Consider the following 12,547-nt stretch of genomic DNA (forward strand, 5'->3'; position numbering starts at 1 on the left):
TGCCGCCAGGCGATTCGGCAAGAAACGCATAATGGCCCCACCGCCGGGCTGGCCCCGGGTTTTGTACAAGCCAACCTGATGATACTGCCCCAGGCGTTGGCGGCTGAATTCCTTCTGTTTTGTCAGCGCAACCCCAAGCCCTGCCCGTTGTTGGCGGTTTCCGAACCGGGTGAATTCGCCCTACCCGGCCTGGGTCAAGATCTGGATATACGCAGCGACGTCCCCAAGTATCGTGTTTGGCGCAAAGGCGAACTGATCGCCGAGCCCCGCAATTTGCATGACGTATGGCAAGACGACCTGGTCACATTTGCCATTGGCTGCTCGTTCTCATTCGAAGAAGCCCTGCTGGCCGACGGCATCGATGTACGGCATATCAGCCAGGGTACAAACGTGCCCATGTACCGCACGAACATACCCACCCAGGCCACCGCCACACTGCAAGGCCCACTGGTCGTCTCCATGCGACCCATGCTAGCGCGGGACGCCATCCGTGCCATTCAAATTACGTCGCGCTTTCCTTCAGTACACGGCGCCCCCGTCCATTTAGGGGACCCGGCGCTGATCGGTATCCAAGACATCAACAAGCCCGATTACGGTGATCCAGTGCCCATCAACGATGGCGAAATCCCGGTCTTCTGGGCCTGCGGCGTAACCCCGCAGTCGATTATCCAGACAGTCAAACCAGAATTCAGCATTACTCACGCCCCTGGCCACATGCTGATTACCGACTTGCACAACACGCAGCTGGCTTCCTTTTAGTCCGTTGCACCAGTAGCTGTACGCGAAATCCGGCGCGCAAAGCAAATCAATCATATCGTCGGAAAATCATCCAGGAGAACACACACTATGAAACGCTTAGTCCTCTCGACCTTGGCCGCCAGCAGCTTGCTGCTGAGCGTCAATACCTTTGCCCAAGAGAAAGTCGCAGGCCTGCCCAAAACCCAACTTCAAGTCGTGGGCGGCCTAAGCAATCTGACCGCTTATCAGAATTTCGAGCAGCCCTTCTGGACCAAAACCATCACCGAGCTTTCAGACGGGCAAGTCACGGCCACCATCAAGGGCTTTAACGAAATGGGCCTGAAAGGCCCAGAAATCCTGCGCCTGATTGGGCAAGGGGTTATACCTATCGGCACGGCTACCCTGGCCTACTTCGCCAGCGACAATCCCATTAACGAAGCTATCGACCTGGCCGGCTTGGCGCCCTCCGCCAAAATCGCCCGCGAAGTCACCGACGCTTTTAAACCGGTCTACGAAAAATTCTACGAAAAGAACAACATCAAAGTGCTGGGCCTGTCCACCTACCCTGGACAAGTCTTGTTCTGCAATGCAAACATTTCCAGCCTGTCTGACATCAAGGGCAAAAAGGTTCGCACCAGCAGCCGCACCACAGGCGAGTTCGTGCAGGCCCTCGGCGGCACCAGTGTCACCATCCCATTTGGCGATGTCGTTCCCGCCCTGCAAAATGGCGTCGTAGACTGCGCCATCACTGGTTCGATGTCAGGCTATTCAGCAAAATGGTACGAAGTTAGTACTCATTTGTACGCCTTGCCCATCAACTGGAACCAACAGATCCATGCTGCCAACCTGACTTACTGGAACAAGCTCGATCCCAAGGTTCAGGACTTCTTGCAAAAGAACATCGATGTCATGATCGACCACATTTGGGATGCCGCTGCGAAAGAAACCCAACAGGGCTATGACTGCAACACCGGTGCAGCCGCATGCACACTGCCGGTCAAAGGCAAAATGAAACTGGTCGAGCCCACCGAAGCGGATCGCGAGTTGCTCAAGAAAATCACAGCCGAAACCATCGTTCCCAAGTGGGCGGCACGCTGCTCGGCCGAGTGCGTAAAAGACTTCAATGCCACGATCGGCAAGCAATTGGGTCTGACGGCCTCCAAGTAATTAACGGGAAATTTCCCGGGTGGCTATCTTGTGTTCCAGATAGCCACCGCCTTATCCACCGGTGACCAACATGAAACCATCAGATCGTTATGCCTTTGTCAGCAAATTGCTGGCATGGGCCACAAGTCTATCGCGCCTCGCGATCTGGATCGCAGGCGGGCTGACTTTGGCTAGCGCCATTTACATTTCCGCCGACGTCATCACGCGCAAATTTTTCAGCTTCAGCCTGGGCGGCTCGGACGAGCTATCAGGCTACGCCTTTGCCATCAGCATATCCTGGGCGCTGTCCTTTGCCACCCTGCAACGCGCCAACATTCGTATCGATGCCTTGTACCAGCTTATGCCTGTGCGGATCAGCGCACTGCTGGACTGGATTGCGCTTGTCTGCCTGGGTGTGTTCATTGTTTTCCTGACCTACTATGCCGGCGACGTTGCCGCCTTGTCATGGGCAAACAATTCCACCGCCAACACCATTCTGGCCACGCCGCTGTGGATTCCCCAGTATCTGTGGGTTGCCGGCCTTGCCTGGCTTTGCGTTGTATTGGCCCTGATGTTGTTGCGCTCCTCTATCGCACTGGTAACCGGCGACCTGGAAACCGTCCGTGAAATTTGCGGCATTCGCAGTACCAAAGAAGAAGCCGACGAAGAAGCCCTGGCGGGCGAACGCATGGTTCTAGGAGATTCAAAATGATCGCAACAACCATGGTGCTTTTACTAGTCCTGCTGGGCCTGAGCATTCCTGTGGGCGCCGCCCTGGGGGTGCTGGGCCTCATCCTGGATCCTTTGTATTCCATGCTTCCCCTGACGCGCGCCATTGGCGAAGTGTCATGGAGCACCAGCAATGAGTTCCTGCTGGTCGCCATACCGCTGTTCATCATGCTGGGCGAAATTCTGCTGCGCTCCGGCCTCGCGGAAAAAATGTACGGTGCAATGAGCCTTTGGCTGTCATGGCTGCCCGGTGGGCTTATGCATGCCAATATTGGCGCCAGTGCCTTGTTTGCCGCCACATCGGGCTCCAGCGTGGCAACCGCGGCCACAGTCGGCACTGTAGCCATTCCTCAGATCCAAAAAAAGGGCTACAACGAATCGCTATTCCTGGGCAGCCTGGCTGCAGGCGGAACCCTGGGCATACTGATTCCGCCTTCAATCAACCTGGTCATCTATGGCGTGCTGACCAATACTTCGGTGCCCAAGCTCTACCTGGCCGGTATTATTCCAGGCCTCGGACTGGCAGCGTTGTTCATGTTGAGTATTGCCATCGCGTGCATCATCAAGCCTAAATGGGGCGGCGAGAAAATTCAGGCGACCTGGGGTCAACGCATTGCCAGCCTGGTTCACCTGATCCCGCCGATGTTCATTTTTCTGCTGGTGGTAGGGTCTATCTACGCGGGCCTGGCAACGCCGACCGAAGCCGCTGCATTAGGAGTTGTGGGCGCCCTGATACTCGCCGCTTGCGTGAAACGGCTTACGTTTACGATGCTGAAAGAAGCCCTTGAAGGCACCATGAAAGCCACCGCCATGATCATGCTGATCGTGGTCGGTGCGGCATTTCTGAACTTCATCATGTCGGCGACCGGCTTGACCACCGCGATCACCAGCACCATCACCGGACTAGGGGTGTCCCCAGGCTGGATGCTGGTGATATTGGTGGTGTTCTATCTGGTTCTGGGCTGCTTCATGGAAACCCTGTCCATGATGATCACGACCATCCCCATCGTCGCGCCCATCATGATGGCGCTAGGCTATGACCCCATCTGGCTAGGCATCGTCATTATCGTATTGGTCGAAGCCGCGCTGATCACACCTCCCGTCGGACTGAACCTGTTCGTCGTGCAAAGCCTGCGTAAAACCGGCAGCATGAACGACGTCATGATAGGCAGTTTCCCCTTCGTCATCATGATGATGGTGCTTATTGTCCTGCTGGCCGCCTTCCCCGGCATCGCCCTATGGCTGCCGACTGTCTTTGGCTAAATATTTTGCGCCTCAAACCTCAATGCACACGAGGCGCAATGCCATCTTTTTTGGATGAATTGTTATGAAACTTTCTTTTAATGTCGCATCAGCCACTGGCAGCGAATCCATTACCGTCGACATCACGACCTGCATCGTAGCTGGGTGGGCGGGGCGCGATCTGGCCGCCATCGAGCACCATATCGAAGAGCTCGCTGAAATCGGTGTACCACGCCCCAGCGCGGTGCCGCTGTATTACCGTATCGCCTCGAACCAGCTTTCGCAAGAACCAGAAGTCGAAGTCGTCGGCGACGGCTCCTCGGGTGAAGCCGAAGTTTTTGTTTTCTCGCAGGGCGGGGAAATGTTGGTCAGCCTGGCCTCGGACCACACCGACCGCAAGCTGGAATCGCACAGCGTAGCGCTGTCCAAACAGCTGTGTGTCAAGCCTGTAGCAACCGATGCCTGGCGCTATGCCGACGTTGCCGACCATTGGGATGAGCTGGTGCTGCGGTCCTGGATCGAAGAAAATGGCACTAAAGTCTTGTATCAGGAAGGTACGCTGGCCACGCTGCGCCACCCTTCCGACCTGATTCAAGGCCACTTTGCACAAAGCACCATCCCCGAGCATGCCGGAATGACCTGCGGCACAGTTAACGCCATCGGCGGCATCCGCCCTTCACCATCGTTTGAGATGGAGCTTTTCGATCCCAAGCGCGAGCGCAGCATCCGGCACCGTTACACCCTGAAAATCCTGCCTGAAATCGCATAAGAGCAAAACGCTTATTATCCCCATACAGAGGCCGTCCCAACTGGGCGGCCCTTATGCATCACGCAGTTTGCTTCCATACCTTTTTTAAACGGTTGAATCCATGCTACCCACTCTACTCGCGCTACAAAACAAACTGGCTCAAGGCGACACCACGTCGGTGGAACTTACCCAAGCAGCACTGGCACGCATCGCTGCGCCCGAAGGCGAAGGTAGCCTGGCATTCACCAAGGTTTATCACGCGCAAGCACTGGCGGCGGCGCAGGCTTCCGACACCCTGCGCGCGGCAGGCCTGGCACGTTCGCCTATCGACGGCCTGCCAATTTCCATCAAAGATCTTTTTAATGTTGCCGGTGAAACCACGCTGGCCGGATCCGTCGTCCTGAAAGACGCAGCCCCGGCCACCAGTAATGCCGTCATCGTGCAGCGCCTGATCGACGCCGGTGCAGTCATAGTCGGGCGCACCAACATGACCGAATTCGCGTTCTCGGGACTGGGACTGAACCCGCATTACGGTACGCCCAGCAGCCCCTGGGATCGCGAAACCCGGCGCATTCCCGGCGGTTCCTCGTCAGGTGCGGGGGTATCGGTAGCCGATCAGATGAGTGTTGCCGCCATCGGCACCGACACCGGTGGATCGGTCCGCATTCCTTCAGCCTTCTGCGGCCTGACCGGCTTCAAGCCAACCGCGCATCGCGTGCCTGCCCAGGGTTCTCTGCCCTTGTCGACCAGCCTGGACTCCATCGGCCCTTTGGCAGCCTCTGTTGAATGCTGTGCCATTCTGGACGCTATCCTGAGTGGCCAGCCTTATACCGCGCCTGTAGCGCCCGCGCTGAAACACCTGCGCTTTGCCGTGCCCGCCACCTTGGTGATGGATGACGCCGACGAGCACGTAACGGCCGTCTTTAACCAGACCCTGACCACACTGAAGCGCCTGGGCGTGCAAATCGAAGAAATCGCCGTACCCGAATTCGAGCAACTAGCTTATATCAACCGCTCTGGCGGCTTTACCTGCTCGGAAGCATGGGCGTTACATCAGCAATGGTTGACCGACAACATCGAAGCCTATGACCCGCGCGTATCGTCACGCATGATGCGCGGCAAAAGCATGACCGCGGCCGACTATATCGAACTGCTGCAGACACGCCCCGAATGGATTGCCGCCGTCGAACAACGCCTGGAGCCCTTCGATGCGCTGCTGATGCCCACCGTACCGGTCATCGCACCAGTCATCAGTGAACTCGAAGCCTCGGACGAAGCCTATTTCGCCGCCAACGGCCTGATCCTGCGCAACCCGACGCTTATCAACTTCCTGGATGGTTGCGCGCTCTCCATCCCCTGCCATCCTGCCGGCACCGCGCCAGTTGGCCTGATGATCGCCGGGACGGCAGACCAGGACAAACACATCCTGAATGTAGGGCTGGCATTGGAACAGGCACTGGGCAATAATTAAGCGCCCGGCATAGCCAGTAACCGTATTTAGTCGATTTATAGAATGAGCCTTGAATCCGTTGAACAGTTCTTCGCAGAACATGCACCCGACATCGTCATCATTGAAGCTGAAGCCAGCACCGCCACAGTGGCGCTGGCGGCAGAAGTACACGGTGTAGAGCCCGGTCAAATCGCCAAGACGCTATCGCTGCGGTCCGGCGACAAGAATGTGTTGGTAGTGACCAGCGGTGACACGCGCCTGGACAATAAAAAGCTCAGGCAAGTGTTTGGCGGCAAGGTGAAAATGCTGGACGCGGATTCGGTGCTAGCCCTGACCAGCCACCCGGTCGGGGGCGTCTGCCCTTTCGGACTGGCCACCGACCTTCCCATTTACTGCGATATTTCCCTGCGCAATTTCGATATCGTCATGCCTGCCGCAGGCACAGCCAACAGCGCTATCCGCATTGAACCGGAACGCTTGGCGTCGCTAGTCAAGGCGCAATGGGTGGATGTGTCGCAAGCTACTTGAAGCAAATCCAAGCCTTTGTGCATCAAGAGCTAGCCAAGGGTAAACCCCAGATTTTTAAGGGGAAACCAGACTTTCTACTTTGTCGTTCAACCATTACTATTTTTTTCTACGCCTTTTATGGCCCATACATATCGCCTCACGATGTAAATTTTCATGAGCGATTAAAGGGAAATCGGAATGGAAATAGTTGAACATTTGATGCTGGGCTTTTCAGTAGCATTCACGTTAGAGAATCTTGCTTATTGCCTGCTGGGGTGTCTGTTGGGCACGTTAATCGGCGTTCTACCCGGGATTGGACCGGTGCCGACGATTGCCATGCTTTTACCGATTACTTATGTGCTGCCGCCAATAGCAGGCTTGATTATGCTGGCTGGCATCTATTATGGAGCCGCATATGGCGGCTCGACCACGGCTATTCTGGTGGCATTACCGGGCGAAACTTCTGCTGTCGTAACCGTGCTCGACGGGCACCAGATGGCGCGCAATGGCCGTGCAGGCGCCGCGCTGGCCATTGCCGCGCTAGGATCTTTTTTTGCCGGATGCGTCGCGACGCTTGTAATCGCCGGCTTCGCCCCACCGCTGGCAGAAGTCGCATTCAAGTTCGGTCCGGCAGAATACTTTTCACTCATGGTGCTAGGCCTGATCGGCGCAGTCGTCCTGGCGTCGGGATCCTTGCCAAAAGCAGTATGCATGATTTTGCTGGGACTCTTGCTTGGCATGGTGGGCACCGACGTCAACTCTGGCGTAGCCCGTTACGATTTCGGCATCCCCGAACTACAGGACGGAATCGATTTCGCTGCCGTAGCCATGGGCGTATTCGGCTTTGCCGAAATCATGACCAACCTGGAACTCAAGGATCAACGCGTCGACATCACTGGCAAGGTCGGCTCTCTGTACCCCAATAAGCAAGAGTTCAAAGAGGCATGGCCCGCATCCGTTCGCGGCACAGCCCTGGGCTGTGCTCTAGGGATTTTACCGGGAGGCGGTGCAGTGCTGTCCTCATTTGCGTCATACACGCTGGAAAAGAAAATTTCCAAGAATCCCGAGCGTTTCGGAAAAGGACACCCGGCAGGGCTTGCCGGACCCGAGTCAGCCAATAATGCCGGATCACAAGCCTCATTTATTCCCCTGCTTACGCTGGGCATTCCAGGCAATGCAGTGACGGCGTTAATGATAGGCGCCATGATGATCCACAATATCCAGCCTGGCCCACAGGTGATGTCCAGTCACCCTGATCTATTCTGGGGCCTGATTGTGTCGATGTGGATTGGCAACCTGATGCTGGTGATACTTAACCTGCCGCTGGTGGGCCTGTGGATCAAGCTATTGAATGTTCCCTACCGGATCCTGTTTCCAGCGATTCTGGTTTTCTGCACTATCGGTGTGTATACGCTGAACTACAACGTATTCGATATCTGGATGACCGCGGCATTCGGCTTGATTGGCTATATCTGGACCAAGCTCAAGTGCGAGGGGGCTCCACTGCTGTTGGGCCTGGTGCTTGGGCCCATGATGGAGGAAAATTTTCGCCGCGCCATGCTGCTGGCCAGAGGCGACTTCACCACATTCGTGACCCGCCCATTATCCATGTCGCTATTGATCGCAGCCGCTATTCTGGTCGTACTTGTAGCTTTGCCCTCTGTAAAGAAAAAACGACAAGAGGCGTTTGTGGACGAAGATTAATCCTATGTTTCGATAGCCGGCAGTAAGCGGCTTAAAACGTTCGCCCTGCCCTTTCCCCATAGGCTTCGCTGGCGTCATCAATAAACTCCTTGACTGCGGACTCGTATTCCACGCCGCTACGCACCAGACCCGAATGCGAGGCACCAACAATCTTGACCAGGCGTTTCAACCCCTCTGGCACGTTCAGCGCGGCTGCGAATAGCTCATCGCTCATGGTGTGGGGCACCACCCGGTCTGCCGTGCCATGCATTAGCAGCATGGGCATAGTCAGCGTAGCCAGTTTCTGCATCGATGCGAAAGGTTGCGTCACCAACAGGCTGGCTCCTGGCAGATTGCCCCAGCGCAACGTAGCCAGCATGGCAGTCGTACTTGTAAAAGTGGACTCGATGATAAGGCCGGCGACAGCAGGCATGTCGGGCCTCGCAGCCAGGTCGATGGCAATCGCTCCGCCCAGGCTGTGACCGTAGACAAAGCGTTTGGACGGGTCAGGTTGGCGACGTACAAGCTCGCGCAAGGCTGCGGCGGCATCTTCGAAGGCAGACCCTTCAGACGGCAGCAGCGCCGTCGACTCACCAAACCCACGGTAGTCAATGGCAAGGACGGAATAACCCATTTGCGTCCAGTGCTCTATGCGAAATACGCTGCCGTTCAGATTCCAGCGCGCACCATGAAGGTATAGCACGGTAGGCGCATCGGCACTGGGTTGTTGCCAGTACCAAGCGTGCACCTTCTGGCCATTGTCGAGCACAAGGTCGAAGACCTCGGTTCCGGCCGGCGGCTCGCTCCACCACCGCGATCGATCGGCTTCAGGCGAAAAAATGGTCTGACGTTGCCAGGCATCAAGTTGTGTATAGCCGACAAAGCTGGCCGCGGCGATCAGGGCGGCGGCCAGCAGGCGGCGATAAAGGGGGCGAAGGCGCGAAAGCATCCGAACTTTGACCTTGCGTACCCAGGCAAGTTCCTTTTCAAGGCTTTTCACGCCACAATTGCTACATGAAACCTCAACCCGCCGGTTCGTCCACCCTGGATCCACGTCACGCTGCCCTACGGCGCATGAAAATCGTCGCGGCTGCACTGCTTGCGGCCATGGTCAGCGGCTTCATTATCAGTCATTTGATGGGTGGCCAAGGGGCTTGGGCCTGGGTTCGCGCCTTTTGCGAAGCGGCCACAGTGGGCGCCCTGGCTGACTGGTTCGCGGTGGTGGCGCTGTTTCGCCATCCGCTGGGCCTGCCCATTCCCCACACCGCCATCATTCCTCAGAATAAGGAGCGCATCGGGGATAACCTGGCAGTTTTCGTGCGCGACCATTTCCTGGATCCCGATGCGCTGTTGGAAAAACTGAAGGTATTCGATCCCGCCGCGCGACTGGGACAGTGGATAAACGACCCAGAACAGGCGGGCCGGGTCAGCGAAGCCGCACGCCAGGTGGCAGTGCAAGTCCTGGATCTTATGGACGAAGCAGCGGTGCGTAAAGTGATGCAGGAATTCATTATCGCCAACCTGCAACGCTGGGATGCGGGGCGCAGCGCTAGCGATGTGCTGGGACTGCTGACACGCGATGGCCGCCATCAACGCCTGCTCGACGAGGCCTTGCAACGACTGGCAAACCACCTCGCCACTGACCCGGTCAAGCAACGCGCCTCGGACCTGCTTTTGAAGCACGCTAAAAAAGAATGGCCGAAAATAGTCGGTGCCGTGGGCCTGGTATCGTCGACAGACGATATGGCCGACAAGCTTGCCGACAAACTGGCGGCGGCGATCATCGACGAGTTGCACGATATGCTTTCGCAGCCAGATCATCCCGTTCGCCGCGACTACGAAGACTGGGTGATGGATTATATTGATCGCCTGGGCACTGACCCCGATGTGGCGGCGCAAATAGAATCACTTAAACAGCGCATTATCAATAACTTACAGGTTCAGGACTATGTTAAGCACCTGTGGGATGAGATTCATGCTGCTCTGCGGAAAGACTTACTGACGCCAGAGTCAACGCTGGCGCAGCATCTGAAAAAGGCGCTGTTGGCAATGGGGACAAAACTGGTCAGCGAACCGTCGTTGCGCGAAGCCCTGAACAATCATCTGCTATCCAGTGCACAAAAACTGACCGAGACCCTGCGTAGCGGAGTTACGCAACATATATCCCACACAATCAAAAACTGGGATGAACGACATTTGGTGGACGAACTGGAGCTAAGCGTGGGGCGCGACCTGCAATACATCCGGTTTAATGGCACATTGGTAGGCGGACTCATCGGCGTGCTGCTGCACGCGATAGTGTTACTGGTAAACGGCTAATATGCTTTGACTTTACGCAAAGTACGAATATACTTACGTCCATCAAGGGGAGTAGCTTTCTTCCGCAGCATCGTCATTACGGTCGTCTTGCAACACATTGCAAGCACCCGGTGCTCGGGCAACATCAAGATGTTGCAAGCAAGACCTTGCCATTAAGGGCAAGGTCCGTCTCCAGCAATAGCTGTGGCCTGTGTCCTTGCGGATCAGGCCTTTTTTGCTTTGTCTGGAGCTCACCGTGTCCCCATCACACGCCATTCAAGCAAGCCGGCATTACAGCCAGCCCGATCCGTATCCCTTTCCGACTTTTATATTGATACCTAAAGGGTGATTTATGCTTGAATTTTTACAGACGATGAGCTGGGCCGCAGTCTTTCAAATTATCTTGATCGACATTCTGCTTGGCGGCGACAACGCCGTGGTGATTGCACTGGCTTGTCGCAACCTGCCGCAAAAGCAGCGCATGCAAGGTATTTTGTGGGGTACGGCCGGCGCCATCATTCTGCGTGTTGCCTTGATTGCGTTTGCATTGACGCTGCTTGCCGTACCGTTCCTGAAAATAGTCGGTGCGCTACTGCTGGTGTGGATCGGCGTGAAGCTGCTTATTCCCGATGACGATGAACACAGCAACATCAAAGGCGGCGGCTCTATCCTGGCCGCGGTCAAAACCATTATCGTGGCTGACTTTGTCATGAGCCTGGACAATGTCATCGCCATTGCCGGTGCAGCACAAAACGCCAATCCGGACCATCAAATGGGCCTGGTCATCTTCGGCCTAGTAATTAGCATACCTATCATCATCTGGGGCAGCACTCTGGTTCTGAAACTGATCGACCGTTTCCCCAGTGTCGTCACTTTCGGCGCCGCGTTGCTTGGCTGGATCGCAGGCGGGATGTTGATCACCGATATCGTCATCGTCGAACAGTTCGGCGAGCCCTCCAGCATGGTGAAACTGGCTGCTGAAATTGCCGGCGCACTGATTATCGTGCTGCTTGGCCGTTGGTTTGCACAACGCAAGCGTGCTGCCACAGCCGCCGTGTAACTGACGAGCAACAACCGCCTGCGGCCGAGCTATTTCTTTGATGCGCCTGAAGTGAAAGACGCCACGCCATCATGGAATGCACGACTGCCGTAGACGGTTTCAATCAAATCATCATCGTCGAGCCGCTGTTCGACGACGATGCGCCTAAGACTTTCTTTAACGGCCTGTTGCGTAACCTGCGACAGGCCCATTAGTTTCTGCGCCAGCTCCTGGGCCGCCATATCCAAATCTTCTTGCCCACACACGGTATAGACATAGCCGCAAGCCAGCGCTTCGTCTGCCGTCAGGTATTCGGCAAGCATCAGCATTTTCTTTACGCGCGGCACACCCAGCGCTGCCTGCAAGCGCGCAATATTGCGTGATGACAAGGTGTTGGACAAGGTCTTTGCAATCGGCGCGCCGAAACGCGAACGATCGCTGCAAACGCGAAAATCACACGCTGTTGCCAAAGCGAGGCCGCCGCCAACGGCCCACCCGTCGATGACCGCAACAGTCGGCACGGCAATACGCTCTACGGCATCGATAACCCGCTCAACAAAGGCCTCGTACTCAAGGCCTTGTTTACCTTCGCGAAAGTCTTTGAAGTACGAGATATCAGTGCCCGATATGAAAGACTTTCCACCCGCACCCCTGAAAAGGATACAGCTCACCGTAGCTTCCTGAGCACATTGCTCGATCAGCCCCAGCATGGCGTCATACATCTCCAGAGTCATGGCATTGTGGCGCTCGGGGCGATCGATCACTATTTCAGCCACCCCCGTTGGGTGAATGGCAAGCTTGACCAATTTATTCATGACGCCGCCTCATCCGCGCGGACCCGGGCGTTGATCTCGGCAATGATCTCATCGTTATGTTCGCCCAGCAACGGCGGATGGCGACGCACTTGCTGCGGCGTGCCGAGCATCTTCACGGGAAAGCCGATATTCTTGACCTTGCCTTCGATGGG

Annotated in this window: 12 protein-coding genes and 1 pseudogene; 10 read left to right on the forward strand and 3 right to left on the reverse strand. The window is 56.2% G+C overall.

What is annotated here, in order from left to right; genetic code table 11:
- The 8 genes from ABWO67_RS15645 to ABWO67_RS15680 all read left to right on the forward strand — a co-directional run.
- Positions 1-759, forward strand: a 759-nt coding sequence (locus ABWO67_RS15645; RefSeq protein ID WP_353153157.1) for a putative hydro-lyase, incomplete at its 5' end; no start/stop codon positions are given.
- An 87-nt stretch (positions 760-846) separates the two neighbouring features.
- Positions 847-1,905 carry a TRAP transporter substrate-binding protein gene (locus tag ABWO67_RS15650; RefSeq protein WP_353153159.1) on the forward strand — a complete coding sequence of 353 codons (1,059 nt, stop codon included), beginning with the start codon at positions 847-849 and terminating at the stop codon, positions 1,903-1,905.
- 70 nt (positions 1,906-1,975) lie between these two features.
- Entirely contained in the window at positions 1,976-2,596 is a 621-nt protein-coding gene (locus ABWO67_RS15655; RefSeq protein ID WP_353153161.1) for a TRAP transporter small permease subunit, read from the forward strand.
- A complete protein-coding gene (locus ABWO67_RS15660) occupies positions 2,593-3,876 on the forward strand; it encodes a TRAP transporter large permease (protein ID WP_353153163.1) in 1,284 nt (427 codons plus the stop codon). Before ABWO67_RS15655 ends, ABWO67_RS15660 begins: the two co-directional genes overlap by 4 nt.
- Positions 3,877-3,940: 64 nt before the next feature.
- Entirely contained in the window at positions 3,941-4,624 is a 684-nt protein-coding gene (locus tag ABWO67_RS15665; protein ID WP_353153165.1) for a DUF2848 domain-containing protein, read from the forward strand.
- Positions 4,625-4,724: 100 nt separating this feature from the next.
- Positions 4,725-6,074 (forward strand): amidase, encoded by a 1,350-nt coding sequence (locus ABWO67_RS15670; protein ID WP_353153167.1) that lies wholly within the window; start codon positions 4,725-4,727, stop codon positions 6,072-6,074.
- Positions 6,075-6,116: 42 nt separating this feature from the next.
- Positions 6,117-6,581 (forward strand): YbaK/EbsC family protein, encoded by a 465-nt coding sequence (locus ABWO67_RS15675; protein ID WP_353153169.1) that lies wholly within the window; start codon positions 6,117-6,119, stop codon positions 6,579-6,581.
- A 177-nt stretch (positions 6,582-6,758) separates the two neighbouring features.
- Entirely contained in the window at positions 6,759-8,264 is a 1,506-nt protein-coding gene (locus ABWO67_RS15680) for a tripartite tricarboxylate transporter permease (protein ID WP_353153171.1), read from the forward strand.
- A 31-nt stretch (positions 8,265-8,295) separates the two neighbouring features.
- Here the strand turns inward: ABWO67_RS15680 and ABWO67_RS15685 are convergent, their stop codons facing one another.
- Complete coding sequence (locus ABWO67_RS15685) at positions 8,296-9,192, reverse strand: alpha/beta hydrolase (RefSeq protein WP_353153179.1); 897 nt, start codon at positions 9,190-9,192, stop codon at positions 8,296-8,298.
- 65 nt (positions 9,193-9,257) lie between these two features.
- Between ABWO67_RS15685 and ABWO67_RS15690 the strand changes: the two genes are divergently transcribed.
- Together ABWO67_RS15690 and ABWO67_RS15695 are read left to right on the forward strand one after the other, a co-directional pair.
- A complete protein-coding gene (locus ABWO67_RS15690; protein ID WP_353153173.1) occupies positions 9,258-10,562 on the forward strand; it encodes a DUF445 domain-containing protein in 1,305 nt (434 codons plus the stop codon).
- Between the two features lie 331 nt (positions 10,563-10,893).
- Positions 10,894-11,601, forward strand: a complete 708-nt coding sequence (locus ABWO67_RS15695) for a TerC family protein (RefSeq protein ID WP_353153175.1) — start codon at positions 10,894-10,896, stop codon at positions 11,599-11,601.
- A gap of 29 nt (positions 11,602-11,630) precedes the next feature.
- On the opposite strand, the gene ABWO67_RS15700 is transcribed toward ABWO67_RS15695, so the two are convergent.
- Complete coding sequence (locus ABWO67_RS15700; RefSeq protein WP_353153177.1) at positions 11,631-12,395, reverse strand: enoyl-CoA hydratase; 765 nt, start codon at positions 12,393-12,395, stop codon at positions 11,631-11,633.
- Positions 12,392-12,547: pseudogene (locus tag ABWO67_RS15705) on the reverse strand (CoA transferase); the annotation flags it as partial. The gene ABWO67_RS15700 and the pseudogene ABWO67_RS15705, both read right to left, overlap by 4 nt.

Origin of the sequence: Pollutimonas bauzanensis, assembly GCF_040393045.1 — a bacterium.
GTDB classification, from domain to species: domain Bacteria; phylum Pseudomonadota; class Gammaproteobacteria; order Burkholderiales; family Burkholderiaceae_B; genus Pollutimonas; species Pollutimonas bauzanensis_A.